At 58.0% G+C, this 23,612-nt stretch carries 18 protein-coding genes; 11 read left to right on the forward strand and 7 right to left on the reverse strand.

The features are described 5' to 3' along the window. Positions 1-1,563, reverse strand: coding sequence for an alkaline phosphatase D family protein (locus tag LOY36_RS14975; RefSeq protein ID WP_258668557.1), 1,563 nt, complete (start codon positions 1,561-1,563; stop codon positions 1-3). A gap of 244 nt (positions 1,564-1,807) precedes the next feature. Then, positions 1,808-2,731, reverse strand: coding sequence for a carbon-nitrogen hydrolase family protein (locus LOY36_RS14980; RefSeq protein WP_258668559.1), 924 nt, complete (start codon positions 2,729-2,731; stop codon positions 1,808-1,810). An 85-nt stretch (positions 2,732-2,816) separates the two neighbouring features. Between LOY36_RS14980 and LOY36_RS14985 the strand changes: the two genes are divergently transcribed. Beyond that, positions 2,817-3,737: a LysR family transcriptional regulator gene (locus tag LOY36_RS14985; protein WP_258668561.1), complete on the forward strand. Its 921-nt coding sequence runs from the start codon at positions 2,817-2,819 to the stop codon at positions 3,735-3,737. On the opposite strand, the gene LOY36_RS14990 is transcribed toward LOY36_RS14985, so the two are convergent. Continuing rightward, positions 3,730-3,981 (reverse strand): hypothetical protein, encoded by a 252-nt coding sequence (locus LOY36_RS14990; protein WP_007937833.1) that lies wholly within the window; start codon positions 3,979-3,981, stop codon positions 3,730-3,732. The genes LOY36_RS14985 and LOY36_RS14990 overlap by 8 nt on opposite strands. A 208-nt stretch (positions 3,982-4,189) precedes the next feature. Here LOY36_RS14990 and LOY36_RS14995 point away from each other — a divergent pair, with 208 nt between their 5' ends. Beyond that, complete coding sequence (locus tag LOY36_RS14995; RefSeq protein WP_258668564.1) at positions 4,190-4,507, forward strand: YqjD family protein; 318 nt, start codon at positions 4,190-4,192, stop codon at positions 4,505-4,507. Positions 4,508-4,541: 34 nt separating this feature from the next. Here LOY36_RS14995 and LOY36_RS15000 read toward each other — a convergent pair whose 3' ends face one another. Beyond that, entirely contained in the window at positions 4,542-5,582 is a 1,041-nt protein-coding gene (locus LOY36_RS15000; RefSeq protein WP_258668566.1) for an Ldh family oxidoreductase, read from the reverse strand. A 228-nt stretch (positions 5,583-5,810) separates the two neighbouring features. On the opposite strand from LOY36_RS15000, the gene LOY36_RS15005 reads away from it, so the two are divergent. Then, positions 5,811-10,634 carry a M35 family metallopeptidase gene (locus tag LOY36_RS15005; protein ID WP_258668568.1) on the forward strand — a complete coding sequence of 1,608 codons (4,824 nt, stop codon included), beginning with the start codon at positions 5,811-5,813 and terminating at the stop codon, positions 10,632-10,634. A 98-nt stretch (positions 10,635-10,732) separates the two neighbouring features. Beyond that, positions 10,733-11,734: a FecR family protein gene (locus LOY36_RS15010; protein ID WP_258668570.1), complete on the forward strand. Its 1,002-nt coding sequence runs from the start codon at positions 10,733-10,735 to the stop codon at positions 11,732-11,734. Positions 11,735-11,789: 55 nt separating this feature from the next. Here LOY36_RS15010 and LOY36_RS15015 read toward each other — a convergent pair whose 3' ends face one another. Next, positions 11,790-14,135, reverse strand: a complete 2,346-nt coding sequence (locus LOY36_RS15015; protein ID WP_258668572.1) for an acylase — start codon at positions 14,133-14,135, stop codon at positions 11,790-11,792. A gap of 234 nt (positions 14,136-14,369) precedes the next feature. Between LOY36_RS15015 and LOY36_RS15020 the strand changes: the two genes are divergently transcribed. Continuing rightward, on the forward strand, positions 14,370-14,771 hold the full coding sequence (locus LOY36_RS15020; RefSeq protein WP_018926106.1) for a hypothetical protein: 402 nt from the start codon (positions 14,370-14,372) through the stop codon (positions 14,769-14,771). Here LOY36_RS15020 and LOY36_RS15025 read toward each other — a convergent pair. After that, a complete protein-coding gene (locus LOY36_RS15025; RefSeq protein WP_018926107.1) occupies positions 14,761-14,949 on the reverse strand; it encodes a hypothetical protein in 189 nt (62 codons plus the stop codon). The two genes, LOY36_RS15020 and LOY36_RS15025, sit on opposite strands and share 11 nt — an antisense overlap. A 157-nt stretch (positions 14,950-15,106) precedes the next feature. Here LOY36_RS15025 and LOY36_RS15030 point away from each other — a divergent pair, with 157 nt between their 5' ends. The 6 genes from LOY36_RS15030 (at position 15,107) to LOY36_RS15055 (ending at position 22,698) form a co-directional block, all read left to right on the forward strand. After that, positions 15,107-15,244 carry a hypothetical protein gene (locus LOY36_RS15030; protein WP_258668574.1) on the forward strand — a complete coding sequence of 46 codons (138 nt, stop codon included), beginning with the start codon at positions 15,107-15,109 and terminating at the stop codon, positions 15,242-15,244. A gap of 296 nt (positions 15,245-15,540) precedes the next feature. Beyond that, positions 15,541-16,782 carry an MFS transporter gene (locus LOY36_RS15035; protein ID WP_258668577.1) on the forward strand — a complete coding sequence of 414 codons (1,242 nt, stop codon included), beginning with the start codon at positions 15,541-15,543 and terminating at the stop codon, positions 16,780-16,782. A 21-nt stretch (positions 16,783-16,803) separates the two neighbouring features. Next, positions 16,804-17,934: an acyl-protein synthase gene (locus LOY36_RS15040; RefSeq protein WP_258668578.1), complete on the forward strand. Its 1,131-nt coding sequence runs from the start codon at positions 16,804-16,806 to the stop codon at positions 17,932-17,934. Between the two features lies 1 nt (position 17,935). After that, positions 17,936-20,338, forward strand: coding sequence for an aldehyde dehydrogenase family protein (locus LOY36_RS15045; RefSeq protein WP_258668580.1), 2,403 nt, complete (start codon positions 17,936-17,938; stop codon positions 20,336-20,338). 39 nt (positions 20,339-20,377) lie between these two features. Continuing rightward, positions 20,378-21,667, forward strand: a complete 1,290-nt coding sequence (locus LOY36_RS15050) for a phenylacetate--CoA ligase family protein (RefSeq protein ID WP_258668581.1) — start codon at positions 20,378-20,380, stop codon at positions 21,665-21,667. Continuing rightward, positions 21,667-22,698 carry a GNAT family N-acetyltransferase gene (locus LOY36_RS15055; protein WP_258668583.1) on the forward strand — a complete coding sequence of 344 codons (1,032 nt, stop codon included), beginning with the start codon at positions 21,667-21,669 and terminating at the stop codon, positions 22,696-22,698. Before LOY36_RS15050 ends, LOY36_RS15055 begins: the two co-directional genes overlap by 1 nt. Here LOY36_RS15055 and LOY36_RS15060 read toward each other — a convergent pair. Further along, on the reverse strand, positions 22,619-23,545 hold the full coding sequence (locus tag LOY36_RS15060; RefSeq protein WP_258668584.1) for a LysR family transcriptional regulator: 927 nt from the start codon (positions 23,543-23,545) through the stop codon (positions 22,619-22,621). The two genes, LOY36_RS15055 and LOY36_RS15060, sit on opposite strands and share 80 nt — an antisense overlap. Positions 23,546-23,612: the final 67 nt, after the last annotated feature.

Raw genomic sequence — 23,612 nt, forward strand, 5'->3', positions numbered from 1 at the left:
CTAGGTAACGGGGTCGATCACCTGCGTCACACTATGCTTCAGACCTTCTACGTGCCAGTTGGCCCATAGTCGGGTCTTGCCGTTGCCGCCTTCATCCGGCTCGATCGCCAACCAGTTTCGAGCGGCGATCAGGTAACGCCCCCTCGCGCCAACAGGCAACATGGTTCCGGTGATCCCGTAATCGATCTGTTCCTGGTTGCCACCGATGGACTCCAGAAAGTGCACCGCCAACACCGGTGGCGCAGGATGCACGACGCCGGTGGAAATCAATTGGTAGATTTTCCCTGCGCCATCGATGCCATGCCGGGGCAACTTCGATTCGATCACACAGGCCCCGGCCACATGAACATCGCCGGACACCAGCGTGACCTTGCATGATTGGGCTTTGGCGAAATCCAGCAGCCGCATGATCAACCGCTTGCGTTCACTGCGGTGCGGCAGGCTTCGCCAGTGGTCGCGTAAATCGTCCTCGAGCTCCTGTTGCCCCACCATCACGTCCAGCGCCTTTTCGGCCGCCTGCAAATCAAGGTAGCCCACCGGAATACTCGACATCAGCAACAGGTGCTTGTGCGCAGGGACCTTGTCCAGCCAGGCATAAATCGCATCCCAACTGACCGGGGAAATAACCCGGGTTTGTTGGGCCTGCGGGGTGGTCAAGTCCGGCGCACGTTCGCTGCGCAAATCGGGAACCAGCAATGCCAATTCGCCCAGGCCGGTGAACCCCAGGTGAAAGCCGTCAGCGGTGCCGGGAATCGCGCACGGATGAGTATCAGCAGACGGTTTGAGGTGAGGATGGGTCTGGATCAGTTGCTGCTGGAAAATCCTGAAATAGCGTTTGGCCGTGGCAAACAGCCCCTGGAACACCGGGCTTGAATGTAATACCTCATCGTAGGAACCCCAGCCATCGATGATGTCATGGTCATCCCACATCATCACCGTCGGAATGGCGCCGAACACCCTGGCCATCTCGGGCTGTTTCCAGCATTCCAGGTAGAGCCTGGTGAAGAACTTGTCCAGATCGGCTTCGATCACCTTGCTGTAAGCGGCCTTTTGACGGTCGGCGAAGGGTTTGGCGAACCATGCTTTCATCGACGGCACACTGCTGCGCATGTCGTCGCTATAAACCTGATCGCCGCCCATCAACAGCAGATGATAGGGCTCGCCCTGGTGAGCGCCCCACATGTGCTCCCAACGCTCGTTATTCCGGTCTACCTTCTCCATCTCCTTGGGGTCGGAGAAACCGTTGCACGACACATAGGCAATGCGCGGCGACTGGCCCTTGGCCGGAACGACGAAGTTGGCCTGCGCACTGTCTACGGTAACCGTGTAACTGGTGGCAACGGCCTGATCCTGCGCCGCCTTGAAATCAATGCGCCAGACCCGGGAATTAGGGTTCAGCAGCGGGATATCGGCGATGGCCAAGGGTGTGTCGGCAGTCACACCCTTGGGCACTTTTACCGTGGGTGGAGGCCCGCCCAAGGGTGAAACCACCAGGGCAGACACGTTGTAGACATTATTGTTGATGCCACGAAACTGCAGAATCGGGCCTAGTAACAAACTCATGGCGAGTCCATCCGTTGACAGGGGTGTGAACACCTGAAGACTAGACGAAGCGCACTCATCAGTCATGCCTACCCTTGTGGCGAGCGAGCTTGCTCGCGCTGGGCTGCGTAGCGGCCCCAAAAATCTGACAACCACTGCGAGTTTTTGTGAGTGCTACGCACTCAAGCGGGAGCAAGCTCCCTCGCCACAGGTTTCTCTGACTCGAGACACTCCTAAGTGAACTGCATTGGCCCTTCTACTGGGTTTATGTGTTGAACCGCACGCCCGGTTTGGCTCGTTCATCCACCGTCAACTCAAACACATCCGGGCGCGCATAGTGCCCGACCACGTCGTAGTCGTACCGGGCGCGGATCAGGTCATCGGTGTCGATTTCGGCGGTCAGCAATCCCGCCTCGCCACGCAGCGGCCCGGCGAGAATGTCGCCCATCGGCCCGACAATCACGCTGCCGCCGGCAATCAGCGGGCGCTCCGCCGGCCAGTTGGCGATGTCCACGCCCAAGGCTTGCGGCGAGTCCTGAACCTGACAGGCGCTGACCACGAAACAGCGTCCTTCATGGGCAATGTGGCGCATGCTGACCTGCCACATTTCCCGCTCGTCCACGGTCGGCGCGCACCAGACCTCCACGCCTTTGGCGTACATCGCGGTGCGCAGTAACGGCATCATGTTTTCCCAGCACACCACCGCGCCGATCCGCCCGACCTGGCTGTCGATCACCGGCAAGGTCGAGCCATCACCCTTGCCCCAGATCAGTCGTTCGGTGCCGGTGGGCATCAGTTTGCGGTGCTTGGCAACCAGCCCTGCCTGCGGGTCGAAATACAGCGCGGTGCAGTACAAGGTGCTGCCGGCGCGTTCGATCACACCGATCACGAGGTTGGCCCCGGTGCGGGCGGACAACCCGGCCAAGGCGTCGGTCTCGGTACCGGGCACGTCGATGGCATTGGCGAAATACCGGGCAAACGCTTCACGACCTTCCGGCAGTCGATAGCCGAGTTGCGTGCCAAAACCCTCGCCTTTGGGGTAGCCACCGAGCAACGCCTCAGGCATGACCACCAACGCCGCGCCGGATTCGATAATGGCGGTTTCCCAGGAGAGGATTTGATCGAGGGTGTCGGCCTTGCCGCCGGGCAAGGCGCCGATTTGCAGGGCAGCAACAATTGACTTGGGCATTACGGTGGCTCCGTCAGTAATGAGGTGTTGCTCATTCTCCGGCGCCACAGGATCATGAATAAAGCCCGACTCACTGCTGAATGATATGAACCAAATGAATATCGCCACCGTCGATCTCAACTTGCTCAAAGTCTTCGAAGCGCTGCATGAGGAGTCCAGCGCCAGCCGTGCCGCGCTACGTCTTGGCGTGACGCAGTCGGCGGTCAGCGCGGCATTGCGCCGGCTGCGCGAGGTGTATGGCGATCAATTGTTCGTGCGCACTGGCCGAGGTCTTGCGCCGACGCTCAAGGCCAACCAGCTGAAACCGGTGGTCAGCGATGCACTGAACAAATGCCGCCAGAGCCTGGCGATGGTCGATCCAGCGGCCCATCATTACGACGGGCGCTCGGTCACGGTGGGCTTGTCGGATGATTTCGAAATCGCCTACGGGCGACGATTGATCGAAGACATCGCTCACCGTGCGCCGAAACTGCGACTGATCTTTCGCCAGACCCACAGCCAGATCGTCGCCCGGGCCTTGATGGAACGCAGTATCGATCTGGCGATCACCGCAGGCGGGTTTGCCGAGCGTTTACTCAGCCGTCAGGTGTTGGGTGAAGGGGGTTATCTGTGTCTGGTGGATCCCCTCAGCTTGGCCGAGGGGCAACAAATCCTCAGCCTTGATGAGTTCGTCGCCCGCGAGCACATTCTGGTGTCTTCGGGCGGTTTTATCGGGATTACCGATGAAGGCCTGGCGGCGTTGGGATTGAGTCGGCGGGTATGCGCGTCGACCACGCATTTTGCCGCGTTGCCGTATCTGCTCAAGGGCAGTCAGGCGGTGGCGACCATTCCGGCCCATGCGGCGCAAAGCATTGCGGCGCTCAGTGGACTGGCGTTGCTGCCCTGCCCTTTGGCGCTGCCGCGTTACCCGATCGAACTGGGCTGGCGCACCAGCACGCAGCTCGATCCGGTGGTGTTGAAAGTGCGTGAAGCGATTGCCGCGATCTTTTCCGGGGCGTTTATTTAGCGGCCATCAAGCGATTGACTTCACTGCGCACCATGTTCGCGAATTCCGGCGGCGACATGCCGTCGAGTTCGGAGCGTACCCATTCCGCCCATTTGCCTTTGCGCTTGGCGCGCTCACCGAACAACCGAGCGGCTTCGCCCTTGGCTTTGCCCAGGTTGTTTTGCCAGAGTTCGAACAGACGGGATTTTTCATCTTCAAGCGCTGCGCGCTCGGCGAGGGGTTTGTCGGCCAGATTGAAGCTCATGGGGAATTACCTGCTGCGTAAAATAGGCGACATCTTACACTGTAGGAAGAAATGTCCTGCGCTGGATTTTATCGTTCCCACGCGCAGCAACGGAATGCCTCAATGGACGCTCTGCGTCCGCTTGAGCCACCTCACAAAATAGCTGCAACTTTTTCAATCGCCGCAGACTCCATTGCTCACTGTCCATTCACTGTAAGGAGTACACCAAATGGCTCGCAAAACCGTCGATCAAGTCGCCGATGATCAAATCAAGGATCAGGTCTTCAGCGAACTTCAGGCCCTGATCGAAGAGTCGGAAAAACTGCTGAAAAGCAGTGCCTCACTGGTCGGAGAAGAAGCGGACACCCTTCGAGGACAAATCGCCCAGAAACTCCAGCAGGCCCGGGACTCGGTGACCAGTGTTCGTGACCGGACCAAACCCGCGGTCGACGCCACCGAGATCTACATTGGCGGCCATCCATGGCAAACCGTGGCCATCTCTGCGGGTTTCGGCCTGGTGGTTGGTCTGTTGTTGGGTCGGCGTTGAACCATTGACCACTGCGAAACCTGTGGGAGCAGGCTCAGAGCCCAGCCAGTTCCCGCAGATTCGCCAGCGTCTGTGGATCGAGCGCAATGCCTTCAACATTGGCTTTGGCGCGTTGCAGGTGACGCCGATCACCCGGTAACCGCTTGAGCCCCACACCATGCATCTGCCGGACCAGTTCCTGACTGCGTTCGGCAAAGTTTTGCCCCGCCGATTTGCTCGGGTCGATCACGATCAGCAGTTGCCCGGTCCAGGGGGTTTTGGCCCCCGGATGGTTCGACCAGTCGAACTCGAAAGAAAAATTGCCACCCGTCAATGCCGCCGCCAACAACTCCACCATCATCGACAGCGCCGAGCCCTTGTGCCCACCAAACGGCAGCAACGCGCCGCCTTCGAGAATGGCTTTCGGGTCCTGAGTCGGCTGGCCGAGGCTGTCCACACCCATGCCCGCTGGCAAGCGTTCGCCTTTGCGCGCGGCGATCTGCACGTCGCCATGGGCGATGGCGCTGGTCGCTAGGTCGAAGACAATCGGCGCACCGTCGGCCCTGGGCGCGGCGAAGGCAATCGGGTTGGTCCCGAACAGCGGACGATCGGCACCGTGCGGCACCACGCAGGTCATGCTGTTGACCACGCTCAGTGCCACCAGCCCTTCATCGGCAAACGGCTCGACGTCCGGCCACAAAGCGGCGAAGTGATGGGAATTGCGGATCGCCAACACCGCAATGCCGGCACTGCGGGCTTTTTCCACCAGCAAGGGCCGCGCCGCCGCGAGAGCCGGTTGGGCAAATCCATTACCGGCGTCAACCCGGACAAAACCCGAGGCCACGTCCTCGACCACCGGCACGGCCTGGCCATTGACCCAGCCGCTCTGCAACGTCGACACATAACCGGGAATACGGAAAACACCGTGACTGTGGGCGCCATCGCGTTCGGCGCTGGCGCAGTTGAGGGCCAGGGTTCTGGCGACATCGGCTGAGGTGCCATGGCGCAGGAAAATCTGTTCGAGCAATTGAACGAGCGCGCCGAAATCGAGGTTTTGGGTGTTCGAATTGACGGCCATTTCAGGCGATGCGGTCATCTGAAGCTCCGGTTTTATTATTGGGTATGGGCAACAGGTCAAGCGAGGTTACTGGGCAACCGAAAAAGTCGTCGATTAAGCGCTGTTTTACCGGCGTCCTGTCAAGCCTGCGACAAAGAATCAGCTCAAGCAATATGTACCGCACCCGGGCTTTCCGTTGGCCCTACTGTTTTCCCTCGACCCAACAACTTGCGATTGCCAGCGATCGCAGCCGATCGAGGAAAAACCATGACTACTCCAGCACTGCCGTATTTTTTCGACGAGGCAGAACGTGCATCCAATGCCAAACAACCCGGTGATCGCGAGAAAGCGCTGAACTTCACCCTTGATGACCTGAAATGGTTAAAGGGCGTTTACCTCCCGACCCAGGTAGCGCGCAAGAAACACAGCAAACCTATGCACGTCGACCGATTGCTTCTAAGCCAGACCGGCGCGGCCGACATTCCACTGGCCGGTGCCTTTGCCATAAGCCGGCCCAATGACGGCGAGGTAACGCTCTACACACCCTGGAAAGGTCTGATCAAATTCGCCGACATGGACGACGCGAAAAGCAAACTCAAGGAGTGGCTGGTGCAGGACACCGGAAAGCGAGAATTACTGCGCTACCTCTCAATCGAACAACGCACCGCTGTGCTGGCCGCCGCCGCGCCAGACATCACCATACAAGCCATCGAAGGGGCGGTATTTCAGGATCAGGAGGCCCTCCTCGAACGCAATGGGGCACACAACATCCAGGCGATGATGGGCGAGCTGATAAAGACTCCGACCCTGCAGGCGATGCTCGATGAAACCCTCAAAATTGCCTTGGCCAGGTCCTTCCCTGGATTGGATCAGCGCCACACGCGAGTAGAGAGTTTTATCAACACCGTTTCGGCCTTCGACAATACCGAATATAGCCATAAGACGTCCGCGCTACCGCTGGACGCCGCCCTCCTGCAGTATTACCTGACCAATCAATGGCCCGTTGGCGACTACCGGATCTTTTCCAACCCCCGACACGGCGTGAGCAGCGACGCCGATAACCAGGCATGGGAAAGTGCAATCACGGAAATCGCGCAAAGTTTTACACCACACCTGCAAAGCCTGCTCGAGACGTTCTGGAACATGCCCATGAATGGCGGACGATCACGCGCCGAGTTTTTAACCGAGTGCATGCGCGACACCTATCACGTGAATCTGTTGCTCAAATGCCAGCAAGGTGTTTTGTCCGTGCAGCAATACCTGCGCCTTATGAACATCAGCCTCACGCCCACCCCGGGCGCTTCTCTGCGTATCGAAAAAGTGCGCGTCACCGCCCCCTACAAGCACTATGCAGAACTGGCCTCGACCTTGATGATCGGCGGTGACGATACTCTCGGTTTTTTGTACAGCCAATCCCGAGGCATCGAAGCCACGAGCGACCTGCCCGCCATCAAGAGCATCGTGTTGCGCATGCTGAAAAGCGAAGGGCATGAAGACACGCTGCTCAATTTCATGTCGCTGGATGAGCGCGGCACGTTTCTTGACCTGAAACCCCACGATCCAGTGATTATCGGTGAACCGATTGTCGGTCCGGTGTTTGAACAACTGATGGCAGACGTGCTTGCCAAACAATTGCAAAACCTGAGCTACGCCTTGAGCCGGTACCGTGAAAGCGAAGGCACGCTCAACCTCCACGCCCTGCTCGACAAGGCGTTGGATGTTCGAGGCCTGATCGACGATCGGCTGCTGGTCCCCGACGCCGCCGGGCGCTGGAGCACCCAAGCAGACCAGCGCTGGAGCGCGCAACCGGCCACCGTGCGCGCCGAGTCGGCTAAAGAACAGCTGAGCCTGCTCTCCACGGTCGAACAGGCGCTCGAACAACGTCTTGAAAACCACCCCGCCATTCCCGCCGCAACCCGCACGGTCGCTGAGGCGCAACGTATCGTCGGTTCATCGCTGGAAGGCTTGCAATCAAGCTTCACCCATACCCTGTCGACGGCGCTGCGCAGCGAACTCAAACTGCGAACCGTCGCCCATACGTTAGGTGCAACGGAACAGGCGATCATCAAAACGGTGCTCGATACCCCGGTGCGCCTGCAACGCGCTGCACTTAACGGCTTTCTGCCCGACGTGTTCTCTCTGGCGCTTAAGGTGGGCGACTCCGCCGACTTGTTGAAACTGGCCAGTTGTTTTGTGCTGACTGAACGAGGCGGACTGGACCCGATACATTCGGGCAAGGCCATTGTATGGACCCCGGCGCTTGGCTTCGAAGCATTCCCGTCACTCAAACCCTTGCTGACCGAACTAGAAAGACGCCTGCAAGACGAAGATGAACGTAGCACGCTGCTGGAAAACCTCGGACGCGGCCAGCGATTGCCCAGGCAGAGAGTGAACCTGGCACCGCTGCAACAGGTACACGGCAATTTCTTCGATCATGTACAAAGGCCCAATGTCCACCTCGACCTGACGTCCATCGAGGATGCACTGAAGACACCGCTTTCCGTTACGAACCTATCCAGACTGCTGAACCTGGTGGCACTTCGCGAACCGAAGACGGGGTTACAACGTGCAACGGACATCGCCCGGTCCCTGACAACCCAGCAAATGCTTCCGGCATGGCTGGCAAAGGCCTCTATCGCAGACCAGGTGCTGCACGGCGAGCTGCTTCAGCAATATCTGAATAACGCCACCGATGACAAGGACTACCTGAGCGGCATTCGCACGTTGGCGCGCACGGCACACCATGAATTGCAGAAGCAACTCAAGGCAGACGCCTTCGACATTGACCCAGACAATGTCGAGATACACATCCGCCCACGTCCGACATCTGGGGCAGTGATACAAACCCTTACCGAGTTTGCGTTGACCCACATTAAGGATCTGGAACAAGCCGCCTTCAAGCTGGTGTCGCTTAATGCCACCGCCATTCCTGACGACATGGACCAGAGTTACATCAAAGACCTGATACGTAACCTGAAGCTGGGCGAGCATCAGCAAGCGATATTGAACACTGCGTTTGCCGATACACACGTCAGCGCGGCGGATCGCAGAAAGCGGTTCGCCACGCAATTGCCCTGGCAATTGATGCACTACGCCCATTCGGAAAAACTGCAGGAGCGTCTGGGCGAGACCGGGTTTGATCTGATCCGGCAAGTCATGGACATGCCCGACGCCATCGCCCGTGCCGCAGTCGACGGCGCAAAGGCGATCATCCGCCCACTTGAGTTCGTCGGTATCAGGAGCGGGCAGACCATCAAAGTGCCAGGCCTCTATTTGATCGGCTCAACGTCGGACAACGCAGGGCCACAGGTCCTTATAGCGCCCTATAGTCCTCGGCATGGCGTGAAAGAATATGAAAATGAACGACAACTGGTGACCGAAATGAAGACCCGGGGCGCGCTGCACGACTGGGTACTCAAGAATCTGCCGCAGCCTGATCGGATCCTGGTGGAAAACCGGATGGCGCACACCAATCATCGCCTCAACGAAGTCACCCTGGCGTCCAGTCCGATCAAGGGAAACCTGTTCAGGCACTTGTTCAACGACAATGCTGCGTTACTCGCCCGTTTACTAGGGTGTCAGTCGGACAACCATGCTCAAGGCGAATGGGCAACCATCAAGCATGTATTGGGTGAGGACTCGCATCAGGCTTTTACGCTTTTCATGGGCAAACTCGCGTATCCGATCACGGTATGGCGTAGTTACCGGGACATCAAGCAGTCCGCCGAAGACCTGCAAACGCACAAGTGGGGCGCCGCGATAAAGGCGTTCATCAGCGGCATCGCGCAACTCGCCACCTTGCGTCAATCAATGGAAAACCAGACGCCCCCATCTTCGGCCGTGAATGAACCGCCCCCCGCAACACCCGACACCCGGTTCAAATGGAAAGACGTCGACATCACCGCTCCCGAACGCACTCACTTGCAGCGTTATGAGAGTCCCGATGTCGACCTGGGCTCGTTGACGCCGAACCCGACGCTTGGGCTTTACACCCATCCGACGACAAAAAAACACTATGGACCGGTTGAAGGCAAAGTGTATCCACTCAAAAAACGGGGCGCGCGTTGGTGCATCGGTGGCGACGATGCCCATGGTCCCGATCTTCGCCAGAACACCTCCAGACAATGGGTGCTGGATTTGAAAGCGCTGGCTCCGCGCTACAGCATGCTCAACCGATTGGAGACAGCTCTTGCAGTAAGGGGAGGCATGAATGTCGAAGCCGATGGAATGGCAGAAATCCGCATGCTGTTTCCCGTCAGGGCTCGAGTGATCGACGAAAGTCTTGACCAGGCGACCACGTATGCCTGGAACGCTTTTCGCAACCTGCAACTACTCAGAACCTCGGGTAACAAGGACACTCCTGTACATCAGCTCATTATGGAGTTTCTCGATGTACCGACAGTGCTGCCCGAGCATATGACGATGCTCGAAAAAGTCGTCGGCGATATTTTTGGTGCTTTGCTGGATCCCACACTCAGGGATGCCAAGTCCAGGCGGTTTGTGGTCGGGAGAACCCATGAAGAAAGGGAAAGTACTTTCGCCTTCACGATTCCTACGGACCTCCAGCGGAAAGTCTACCTGGCAGAGAAATTCTTTCTCCCGCAGCTAGACCATTACCGCAATTATATGTCTGATGCATCCTTCCCCATCCGGCCTCATGCCCGCGCTTCCACCTTGATCCACGAACTGTCGCACATTGTGTGCGACACAGAAGACCTTGGTTATCTCGACGCCTCCAGACCTTTTGCCGACTTGATAGAAACGTCGAGCGCCCGGGCCAGGCAGCTCAAAAAAGCATTGACTGATGTTCAGCGGACCGCCTTATCGAGCAAGTCACCCTTGAATCAGCTGTTCAGGCTCGAGAATGCTGATTCCGGGCTATGGGAAGATTTTGGCAGTACCACTTACGAGAATACTGATCGGATGCTGGAACATGTTTTGAAATTAACGGGTGAACAGACTCTGGACGATGCCCGCAAGCGCTTCATGAGGGACTCGACGACCAGACTGGCTGTGCAACTCGGCAATGCTGATAGCGTGTCCTGGTTAATCGGTCAGTTAGGGCGCCAATTGCACACCAGCACTCCTTGAACCATAAAAATAAGCGCCACTTTGATGGGGAAATGCCATGACGGTTGTTCTCGCAGGCTTCCCCTCAAGGTTAGAATGCAGGAAATCAGGATGAGTCAATGACCGACCACTCTCTCTCCCAAGCCCAATACGACGCCATCACCGATGCCGCTGCGCACTGGTGCATGCGTCTGCATGCCACCGACTGCACGGCCGAGGAACGCCTGGCGTTCGAGCAATGGCGTGATGCTCATCCGCTGCACGCCTTCGAGTACGAAGCCATGCTGGAGATCTGGGATGTTGCGGGGGATTTGCCTCGTCCCGAATCCGCCACACCGGCTGTTCGGCTCAAACCGGCAACGCCCTGGCGCACCTTCGGCATCGCCGCCACCGTCTGCGCCCTGGCGCTGCCCCTGGCGGCGTATACCGGATGGAACCTGGGGTGGCTGCCCAATGCCTACCAGCATTTCGAGGCGACCGATAATGTTCGTCAGGTCACGCTGGGCGACGGCAGCCAGGTGGAGCTGAACCTGGGCAGTGAACTGACGTTCAGCAATTACAAGGATCAACGACGTGTCACGCTGAAAAAAGGCGAAGCCTTCTTCAGCGTCAGCCACGATGCCCAGCACCCGTTCATTGTCAGGGCGGGCGACGGCAGGATTCGCGTCACCGGCACCCAATTCAACGTCTGGATGTATGAAGACCAGGTCCGCGTGAACCTGATCGAGGGTTCCGTGCTGGTGACCAGCAACGATACCCTGCCCGGCGACGGTCTACGTCTGGAACCTGCGATGCAGGCGCGTTACAGACACGGTGACTTCACCCCGCAAGTCAGCCAGACCTATGCCAACGACCAGTCGCTGGCCTGGCGCAGCGGCAAACTGGTGCTTGATAACCTGGCGCTGACCGATGCCCTGCCCCTGATCAATCGTTATCTGAACAAACCGGTGATGCTCGCGGACCACAGCGCTGGTTCGATTCGCCTCGGCGGTATCTACAACATCAAAGAGCTCAACAGCCTGGTGGCTTCGTTGCCCAAGGTGCTGCCGGTCTACCTGACCCGCAACCAGGACGGCAATCCGGTCCTCAACTCGATGCCACAACAAGCCCCAAAAAGCTGAAGGCCGCCACCCTTGCGGGGTGCGGCCTTCACTTTTCATTTAAACGCTGTTGCTGTTACTGCGCGACGATCTTCCCCACCTTTTCATCCTGCTCGCGGATCGTCTGAGCCTGGTACTGCGGATCAGCCGTGATCTGCTGCTCAGTGAACGGCAACACACTCAACTGTTTCTTCGAAAAGGCCTGTGTCTGGTCTCGGGAATACTTCGACGCCGGGTCACTGGACAACGAGAATGCCAGCAAACCCTGGGCCTGCGGCCCTTTGTCATCGAACGTCACCACCTGCAAATAGCTGGTGCCACTGACAACTTCGCGCTTGCCGTCGGTTCTCGGCACACTTTGAATAGCGTTATACACACCCAGCGTGCCCGGCCCGCCGTGGATCGGCGTTTGCTGCCCGCCACTGCTGGCCACCTGGATATCTCCCCAGCGGCTGTCGGCCTTCAGGCCAAGGGTCTCGACCTTCTCTACCGAAGCCAGCATCGCCGCTCGAACCGCTTTGGCGACTTCCGGCCGTTCGGTTGCCAGGCCACTCGGGGTGTGTTGCGGGTCCTTCGGATCGAACGCCACACGCCAGAAGTCAGGGGTTTGCTGCAACGCCAGCATGACGTTCTGAAAATGCACAAAGCCCAGCCCACTGTCCAGATTCACTCGGTGATCCCAAGCCTTGAGACTCGCACACAAGGGCGTCAGCGTCGACGCATCGGTGCCGAGGTCCGCGGCACAGAATTGCAGCAGGTCCGGCATCACCAGGGCCGCCTGATACACCTGATCGTCCATCACCATGCGTTGCAGATCCGCCGCAGCGACAGGACCGGCCTTGTTCAAGCTGCCCAGACGCTCCAGTGCGAAGCGCGAACGCAGCCCCAATGGCTGGCTATCCTGACTGATCAACGGCGAGAAACCGGTAAGCGGTTGTGCCGGGTTGGCCATCCAGGCCGAATCGTTGGAGTGCTGCACAAAATCCTTACGCAGCAGTTGCGGCAATTTGTCTGCCGCATAAATACCTTTTTGCGCGGCGTGCGGGTCGATGTCCCAGGCACAAGCACTGTTGGAGCCGTCGAGCAGGACCATCTGTAGTCCCGCTCGCGGATCGCTGCACTTGGCCAACTTCTCGGCACTGACGTTCGGCACCACTGACAGGTTCATGTAAAGCGTCTGCCCCTGATCGTCCACCGCCAGGGTGTTGACCCACGGGATCCCCTGAATCTTGTGCACCGAAGCCTGTAAATCCTTGAGGCTGGCGGCACGATTCATCGCGTACCACTGCTGCAAGACCCGGTCGTTATCCAGGTTGGCATCGCGCAGGCTGTAGGCAAACTGATTATTCCAGTCCAGTTTTCCGGGCCATTGCACAATCGGCCCGAACACCGAGCTATAGACCACATGGGAAATCTGCCGGGTCTGGCCATCGGGTTGCTTCACGCTGACTGCCAGCGTCTGCTTTTTCATCGGCAAGGACTTGCCATCGAGCAGGTAGCGGGTAGGCTCCTTCGGATCGAGTTGCAGGCGATACAAGGTGAAGTGCTTGGACGAATCCACGGTGTGGGTCCATGCCAGATGCTGATTGAACCCGATGTTAATCATCGGCAGACCGGGCAACGCGGCGCCCATCACGTCCAGTTTGCCGGGAATGGTCAGGTGCATCTGATAGAAACGCATCCCGCCCGCCCAAGGAAAATGCGGATTGGCCAGCAGCATCCCGCGACCGTTGAACGAACGCTCACTGCCAACCGCAACGGCATTGCTGCCACGATCCAGAACGAAGCGTTGCATGCGTGAGGCCGCCAACTGGAACGACGCCGGGTCGCCTGCCGCATGAGCAACGGATTTAGGCGGAGTCGCGCCGGCCAGTGCTTCGGCAAACTGGCCCACGCCGCCTTCGACCAACAATCGACGAGTCAACTTGACCAGGTCCCGGGCGGTAATTGCGCGCACCCATTCGCCCTGGCAGTGCTGCGGTAAACCTTGCGCTCGACGCTCTGTCAGCGAACGGTTGTAACCCGCCGCATAGCCTTCAATGAGCTCACGTACTTCAGGAGTTTGCGCCTGCCAGAAACCGGCGACAGCCTCGGGGGTGTTCAGCCAGTTGAAAAACAGATCGCTGGCCAGGTTGCCGCGCTCCTCGAGCGTCACCTGCTCCGGGCCAAAATACCGCGAACGCTCGCCATTGACGGTGACGATCTCATTGGCCAGCAAGCACAAGTTATCTTGAGCGTAGGCATAGCCAATGCCATAGCCGAGCCCGCGCTCGTTTTCGGCGCGGATATGCGGTACGCCGAAACTGGTTCGACGGATGTCGGCCGTCGCCTGCTCTGGCTGACTGCGCGCGTTTGCCGCAAGGCTCAGCCCCAGAAACACACCCGCCAGGCTCAACCTGGTTAACTGCCTGGAAATAATCACGCTCGCTCCTGATCGAAAAGACGTATGACACGCAATGCGCCTTCCAGAAAAACGAAGCAAACACCAAAAAAATTAGGTCTTTGAGGGCATCCCCAATGCTCTTCTCACAGAGCGCTGACGTCGCGGCGACAAATTTTCTACATGCAGGTCTTCATTATTTCCCGGCTCGTTCGTCTTATTGATCAAGAGCACCCATCACATTTTCATGATCAGGCTCTGGAAAGGAGTTTTTGCATGTACAACCCGCAACTGCCAACGGATGGTAGCCATGCATCAAAGGGCAGCGCCATGAGCTCCGGTGCTTGCAATCAACAGACCGAACGCCAGGGCAACGAACGGATCAGGTTTTTGCTCAAATGCTTTGGCCTGCGGACCAGCCTGATTCGCCTGAAAGTCATCGACGCCTTGCTAAGCGCCGCCGAAGGCGACCGCAGCCTGGGTGTGCGCGGTGTGCACAGTCATTTGCTGGACCTGGACATTCCCCTGTCCTTTCTCAGTGTCCGCGAAGTGTTGAAACGCCTGTGCAGTGAAGGCGTGATCACGCTCAATCCAGACAAAAGCTACAGCCTGCATCCACAGGCCGTAGCCGTCCTTCATGGTGAGCAATCAGGCCAGCAGGCGTCGCTCAAGGCTTGACCTTGCGACGCATCACGCCATTGATCACCACCACGACCACCGCCACGCCAATGGCGATGTACTGGAACAGCTTCTCGCTGATGAACCCTGCGTTCTGCAGCCAGGAAAGGCCGAACATGATCCCCAGTACCACCAGGGAAATCAGAATCGAGTATTTCAAACGTTGCGACTGGGTCATTACGGGTTCCTGAACCAAAAAATGTATCCGGTTTGTATCCGATTGCATACCAAACCCCTACAGTTCTGTGTGAATGAGAGGCTGCAAACGGGGTCTCATGTTACAGCCGATGAAGAGTTTTGACTTCATTGCGGCGATAACCATGAGGATTTTTGAAATGCTCCGTCGAATCACACGGCTGATTCCACTGCTCGCCCTCCTGACCCTGAGTGGCTGCATCATTCTTCCTAATAACGGCTGGCATGGCGGCCACCATTACGACCGTGGCGGACCGGGCTACTATCAACATCGATGATCTAAAACAGCTGACATAAACGACGAATATTCAGCCAATCGTTCGTAAGAAAATAATCATTCTTTGGCCCACTGAATAAATGCCCGCTCTCTAGCGGGCATTTTTCGTACATGACTGTTCCAATCAGTCTGTCAGCCAAATCCACCTTTTTTTGCGTGCTCCCACACCTCGAAATATAGCGAAAACCATTGAAGCTTTAAGTCTCAATCGTGAGTTTGAGCTGTTCGGGATCAATGTCTACTCTCGGAACATCACAAATAAATCCGCCGTCCAACTTCGAGTAAAACAGGGATGCCATGCTCAAGCCGTTAATCAATATCAGCCCCCATCATTTGTTTGGCTTTTGCCTTGCAATCACTCTTTTCGAACTACTGACTTATATGGGCAGCGACATGATCATGCCGGCCATGTTGACCGTAACCGATCAACTGGGTGCCGGCCCGAGCCACGTTCCATATGCCTTCAATCTTTATTTGATTGGCGGCATTCTTCTGCAATGGCTTATAGGTCCGCTGTCTGATCACTACGGTCGCCGCCGGCTGTTGCTGCTCGGTTGTGCCGGGTTCGCCCTGGCCTGTGCCGCTGCGTTCTACGCGCAGAGCATTGTTGCCTTCAACGGCTTGCGTCTGATTCAGGGTATGGGGCTGGGATTTGTCATTGCAGTCAGTTATCCAGCCCTGCAAGAAGTTTTCTGCGAAACCGACGCGGTAAAAATCATGGCGTTGCTGGGGAACGTTGCGCTGCTCTCCCCGCTGCTCGGCCCCCTGCTCGGCAGCCTGGTACTGGAATGGCTTTCCTGGCGGGAGATGTTTTTAGTGTTGGGTGTCGGCGGCGCGACGGTCTGGCTCGGGCTTTACCTGTTCATGCCGGAAACCGTGGGCACTGTGCGCCAGGACGGTCAACAATTGGCCGCAGTGCCCTTTGAATGGAACGGCACTATGCGCCGATACGCCGCGTTGCTCACCAACACACAATTCCTGAGCGCTACCGTCGCCCTGGGACTAATGAGCCTGCCGTTGATTGCCTGGATCGGCTTGGCGCCAATCTTGCTGATCCAGAGCCAGGGACTTTCTCCTCTGCAGTATGGCCTGTGGCAAATCCCGGTATTTGCGGCCGTCATTCTTGGCAATCTGATACTCAACCGATTGATTGCCAGCACTGAACTGCCCCAACTGATTCGATATGCGCTCTGGCCATTTTGCGGCGGGCTCATTGCATTGATCACCATAACGCTCACCGGTGCTTCAACGGTGCTGTTGGTCAGTTGCCTATCGCTTTACGCCATCGGTCTTGGCATGAGCAATGCCGCGCTGTACCGGCTCGCCCTGTTCTCCAGCGATGACAGCAAAGGCCTGGTCTCGGCCATGACCGGCATGATCTCCATCGCCGTCATGGGTGGCGGCGGCTCGATTATCGCCGCACTGGGTGCCGGTGACAGCCTTGAAGCTTTCGCCCTGATGGCCGGTCTCACGGGACTCTTGTGCCTGGCGCCCTTGCGACTGTTTCTGCGCCGCTCTCATATCACGCTTGCCGTCTGACACCACCCCACAGGTCTTTTGATGATCCATCTACCTCACACCGATGCGCTTTGCGCGTTAACGCAACCCTATTGCCTGGAATCCATGCCAGAAGGCCTGTTCGATCAGGCAATGGGTGAAATCAGCCTGTTTCATTGTCATCACACGCCCGGATACGAACGCTGGCTGAACGCAAACGGGCTTGATGCAAATACTCTGGAGACACTGGATGACTGGTCGAGGCTGCCGCCGATTTTCGCCAATTACTTCAAACGTCATTTGCTGCTCGGCCCCACAGGCGAAGATGCGCTGGAGCTGACATCCTCCGGCACCAGCGGCCAGAAGAGTCGCATGCGCTACGACCAGCGCAGCATGACTGCGGCACAAGGCATGGTGAGCCATATATTCAGGCATTACGGCTGGGATACCCCGGACATCCCCTGCAATTACCTGCTCCTGAGCTATGAACCCGAAGCGGCCATCACGTTGGGTACGGCCTACACCGATCAGTTTCTTTGCAGCTATGCCCCCGTCAACCGAGTCGTTTACGGCTTGCGCCTGACCGGAAAAGGCCACGAATTCGACCTTTTCGGTGTGATTCGTGCCTTGCAGGAGTTTGCCGAGGAAGGATTACCCGTTCGCATTATCGGTTTTCCGGCATTCCTTTCCCATGCACTGCAACACATGGAAGACACCAGCGTGGCCGACTTGCAGTTGCCTGCCCAGTCGCTGGTGTTTCTGGGAGGCGGCTGGAAAACCCAGGCCGCGCAGGAAATCCCCCTGCATCAGCTATATGCCCGAGTCAACCGGCAATTGAGTATCGACCTGTCCCGCTGTCGGGACGGCTACGGCGCCGTAGAGCATGCCGTGCCCTATATCCAGTGTGCCCACCATCGTTTCCATGTACCGATCTACTCGAAGGTTTTCATGCGCAACCCATCCGACTTCACTGTCCAGCCCTACGGCCAGCGCGGCTTGCTGGAGTTCGTTTCGCCCTACATTTCGTCCAGCCCCGCTCATGCGGTGGTCATGAGTGATCTGGCGACATTGCACCCCGGCTCCAGTTGCGGATGCGGCCTGACGACCGATTGGTTCGAACTGCATGGACGTGCCGGCACCACCGCCAGTCGCAGCTGTGCCATGGCCGCTTCAGAACTGATCGGGGGGGCTTGATATGTACCTGATCAATGGCCAGTTGCGTGATGACGTCACCCCGCAAAGCGCCCTGCAACTCCTTCAAAAGTCATTGCCGCGACTGCTTTGCGCACCGATCGATAGCGAGACCGTCATCGAGTCCGCCGCTCGCTTTGCGACGCAGTTGCAAACTCGTAGCCTGGATCTGTCCCTCGACGACGATCAATATCAAGGGCTGATCGATTTCTGCCAACACAGCAACTTGAGCACCAAGCTTGAGCGGGAACTGGGCCAGCTACCGCGTTCGCTACGACGCATCGACTACCGGCAGCCCTGCTTCGAAAGCTGGCACCCGTTGGGGCTGGTGGTGCATATCACCCCGGGCAATGCGCCGATGCTGGCGTTCTGCGCGATCCTCGAAAGCCTGCTGGCCGGCAACATCAATTGGCTTCGCCCCAGCTCCAGCGATCAGGGTTTGACCGCACAGTTGCTCGCCGCCCTTGTGCGGTGCGACACCAGCGGCAGACTGGCCGAATTCGTAGCGGTTCTGCCGGTGAAGACCTCGTGCATCGCTCAACTCTGCGCCAAGGCCGATGGAGTGTCCGCCTGGGGCGGGGAAACGGCGCTTAAATCGATCCGTCAGCAGATCCCGTCCGGCTGTCGCTGGATCGATTGGGGACACAAAATCAGCTTCGCCTATCTCTCACCTGACGCGGCGACCTCTTCGGCGCTCGATGCGTTGGTGGATGAAGTCTGTCGACTGGATCAGCAGGCGTGCTCCAGCCCTCAATGGGTGCTGGTGGACAGCAACGATCCGGCCGTCTTGCAGAACCTCGGAGATCGACTGGCCGAAGCCTTCATCCGTCGCGCCCCACACTGGCCAGCGTTAACGCCGACAGATCAGGAAGCATCGGAAATCACTACCCGCACCGCCATGGTGCAGCTGGATCAATGTTTCAAAAACCAGACCGGCCAAGTGTGGAGCGGCCTCGGATGGCGTGTCATCTGGGAGCACCATCAGACCCTTGCGCCGTCACCACTGTTTCGTACGATTCTGCTCAAACCGGTTCCGCAGCATCTGCTCACCGAGACACTGCAGCCCTGGCGCAACTTCCTGCAAAGCTGCGCGTTGATGTGCCACCCGGCAAAAACGCCTGAGATCGTTCGAACATTAGTCAATGCCGGCGTCAGCCGCATTGCGCCTTGCGAGTCGATCCATGACGGCTACACCGGTGAGCCCCACGATGGCCTCTACGCGCTGTCGCGTCTGAGTCGCCGCCTCTCGGTGAGTTTGCCCCCGCATGTGTCGACGGGCCGTGCGACGCTCGACCCGATTCCGCCCGCCCCTGACACATCTAATGACCCGATCATGGACAAATGCACTTTTATGGCCCAGCCAATCGGGTCCGCAGCACAGCTGTACTTCCGTTCCGGCGGAAGCAGCGGGACGCCGGCGTTGGCTGGATTCAGCTATCAAGACTTTCAACGACAAATGCGCGCCGCAGCCGATGGCATGTTCTGCGTCGGCCTCGATCCGTCCCTGGACCGGGTGATGAACCTGTTCTACGGCGGCAACCTTTATGGTGGTTTTTTCAGTTTTTCCAACATTCTTGAACAGATGGGTGTTGTGCATTTGCCCATGGGGGCTCCCCAGGACGATGACTTCAGCGAAATCGCCCGACTGATCGTGGAGCAGCGTGTCACCGTGCTGATCGGCATGCCCAGTACGCTGCATCGCCTGTTTCTCAAAGAGCAGGCCCGACTTCGCGCTTATGCCGGTATCGGCAAAGTATTCCTTGGCGGCGAACATCCGGGAGAAGCCAGTCGGCGCCTGATGGAAAGTTGTGGGGTGTCGACGATTCGCTCCGCCATGTATGGCTCCGTCGATGCCGGCCCCCTGGGGCATGCCTGCCGGGCAATGGCGGACGGCGTATTCCATTTGATGAGCGAAACCCAGCATCTGGAAATCGTTCAGCTCGAACAGGATGTGCCGGTACAGACCAATGAGATCGGCCGGCTGCTGTTTACGTCCCGCGCCCGGCAAGGTCAGCACGTGCGCCGATATGACATCGGCGACACCGGCCGCTGGATACCCGGAGCCTGCCCTTGCGGGCTGGAGACGCCACGATTCGAACTGCTGCAGCGGCACGGCAAGCTGGTGCGCATTGGCACGGAATTCGTTGCGCCTGCAGCGCTGGAACTCAGTGTGGGATCCCCCATTCAAGTGGTCCTGGACCACACCGCCGACGGGATCGAGCGAATGCACGTTCTCGCTGATGCAGACGCCACCTGGGTCCACGAAAAACTGCTGACCCACGAAGCCTTGGCGAATGCGGTGCGCGCTGAACTTTTAATTGTGGAGGTGACGACATGCGCTGAACAAGCATTCACCCGAAACAAACACAGTGGCAAAACACCGTTAATTATCGATCAACGAAAATAAAAAAGTCGACGCAAGACGCTCACTATAAAAGAGAACGCCGTGAAGCCAACTTACTCGCTTGAACAACTTGTACCTTATATAAGACAACACTCCGACTTCTACCGTAAACATCTGGAACACTTGCCCGCGAACAGGCTTACTTTAAAAGATCTGCCATTAACCAATGTGGCCGACTATTGGTCCGGTAGCAACGACTTGAGTCATTGGTCAGTCCTGACCGGAGATGTCGATGACGCACTGGTATTTAAAACCGGCGGCTCGACCAGCCAGGGCAAACTTGCGGTTTACTCCTCCGAGGAATGGCAAACTTTGGTCAGCACGTTCGGCGCCAGCCTCTCAGTTCAACTGAACAACGGCGACCGGGTGGCCAACCTGTTTTTTTCAGGGGATCTCTACGCCAGCTTTCTGTTTATCCACGACTCCCTGGCCCATGTCGGGAGACCTATCTGTGAATTTCCGTTTACCGGAAGCGTCGAGCTCGACGTACTGGCGGATGCCATCGCACGACATCGGATCAATGTTCTGGCTGGAGTGCCGGCACAGTTACTGCGATTCGCGGCCTACCTGGCGCAACATCAGCGTGTCTTGTGCGGGGTCGAGACGCTGCTGTATGGCGGTGAAAGCCTGTTTGCTCCGCAGTTGGCAATTCTCGCAGAAGTGTTCCCCAACGCACGCATTGCCTCTATTGGCTATGCCAGCGTAGACGCCGGACTCATTGGTGCCAGCGATCGCGACTGTGCATTGGGCGAGCATCGGGTATTCGAACCACAAACCTTGCTGGAAATCATCGATGAACACACTGGTGAAGTGATTGAAGAATGCGATCGCATCGGGTTGTTGGTACTGACCAACCTTACACGCCAGCTCATGCCGCTGCTGCGTTACCCGGTAGGAGACCGTGCTTGTTGGCGTGAACCGACCGCAACCCCGATGCGTAAATTCGCCCTCAAGGGCCGCAGTGCCCATAGTCAACGTATACGAGTAGGTGTGCTGTCGCTGTTTACCGAAGAAATACACGAGATCGTTCAACGTGCAGCACGCACAGAGCAATGGCAATTGCTGATCGAGCAGACCGGTCACAAAGATCTGTTGAGCGTGAGGTGGGTGCCTGAACCTCACTTGCAAACCGTCGAACCGGATCGCCGTGCACTGCGTGAGGCGCTGCTTGCCCACTACCCCGCCATCGACGAGCTAAGCCGCGAGGGTCTGCTGGAATTGCGGGTGCTGACCTGCACAACCACAGAGCTGAAGCTTCACCCTCGCTCAGGCAAACAACTCAGGGTGGTGGATTTGCGAGTGTATGACACTCCCTCGCTGGGGTCTGTGTGATGACCCGGTTGATATTTCGCGCCTACCGCCCCTCCGACGCAGGTGCCGTGAGCCAACTGTTTCGAGAGGTCTACGGCGATCATTACGTTCAGCCGGATGTCTACCTGCCGAATATGATCAGTCAACACCACGCCGCGGGGCGCTGGCAATCGATGCTGGCCGTGGGCGACGCACGCGTTCTGGGGCATGCCGCATTGTGTCGCGACACGCTTTCGAATACCGCGGAACTGGCGCTCAGCGTGGTGCATCCCACCGCACAGGGACAAAGTATCGCAACCCGCCTGGGCCGCGAGTTATTGAGGCAGTCAGGTTCTCTGGGGCTCACGAGCGTCTCGATCAAGCAAGTGACCCACCATCCCTACACTCAACGCATGGCAGAAAAGATCGGTTTTCACAGCACTGGATTGCTTCCCGACTATGTCCCTTCGCCATTCGCAGAACCACTCCCTGAAACCATCGTAATGGGGTGTCGCATGGTCGAAGGACACGAGCGCCCGCTCCCCGACATCCCCTGGCCTGAACGCTACCGGGCGTTCATGAAGCACCTGTGCTCGGTGTTCGGAACCCGGCGGGATATGGCGTCACGGTCCGAGATGCCTTTGCAAATAAAGCAACACCAGCATCGGTTCGATATCGTCATTGCGCGCTTGAACAGACACTTGCTCCAACAGCTCTGGCAACTGCCCAGGCAGTGGATGATCTGCGCCAGACTCGAACTGTCCCGGCACTTCACACAAGACTTGCGAAGCTTTTCGGCGCTGGGCTTCGCCTTCACCGGCCTGATGCCCGCGCCGGGTGGCAATGGCTGGTTCGCCCTGTTTCATCGAGGTGTCCAGTCTCGGTCACTCAACCTGAACAGCGCACACATGCAACAGTTGCATGACGATTTACAGCAGAACGCCAACGCCACGATAGGCCACCGCTGCACCGACGTCCCCATCGGTGGCCCGCTTAGCAGCGTGAGTCTTCTCTGTAAAAACCATTATCCGAATGAGCGCAAAGCTCCACCAGCCAGTCGACAAACACCCTAACCCGCCGGGACAACTGGCGGTGAGGAGGATAGAGCGCCGTCAGCGGCATACCCGGTGGCGGCACATCCCTCAGGACCTCGATCAACCGTCCCTCCTTCAATTGACGGGCAACGTGATAATACGGAGCCTGGACCAAGCCATATCCCGCCTCACACGCCGCCAGATAGCCATCGGAGCTGTTGACCGCGACGTGCTTGGGCAGGTCGATCAACCGCAACTGCCCATCGACGACAAACTCCAGTCCGTAGCGTTTGCCTGTGCTATTGGAAAAGTACTCCACCATCTGATGCCCCTTCAGATCCTCCAGACACCGTGGAGTCCCGCAACGCTGCAAGTATTCGGGACTCGCACACGTGACCTGATCCAGTGTGGCCAGCGGCCGCGCCACCAGTGAGTCGTCCAGGGCCGAGCCGCCCCGCAACACGCAATCGACACCTTCGCGGATCAGATCCACAGTCCGGTCATTCAAACCGATTTCCAGCTCGATCAAGGGATAGCGTGCAGTGAATTGCGGCAATGCCGGGATCACCATCAGACGCCCCACTCCCGCCGGCATATCCACTCGCAACAGGCCTTTGGGGTTGTGGCGAGCAGCGGAAAACACGGCTTCGGTTTCCTCCAGATCGGCCAGCAACTGCACGCAACGCGGGTAATAGGCTGCGCCATCGAGCGTCAGGCTGATTTGCCGGGTGGTGCGTTGCAGCAGTTGCACGCCCAGATGGGCCTCAAGTTGCTTGATCAGAATGGTCACGGAGGCACGCGGCAATTGCAGGCTGTCCGCCGCCTTGGCGAAGCCACCCAGCTCGACGATTCGCGTGAATACACGCATGGCGTTTAAACGATCCATGGTCAGGACTCGATGATTATTTAGAAATTACGAACAGTGATAGCACTTTTAGCCGGTTTATCTTCGT

Source organism: Pseudomonas sp. B21-019, assembly GCF_024749225.1.
Taxonomy (GTDB): domain Bacteria; phylum Pseudomonadota; class Gammaproteobacteria; order Pseudomonadales; family Pseudomonadaceae; genus Aquipseudomonas.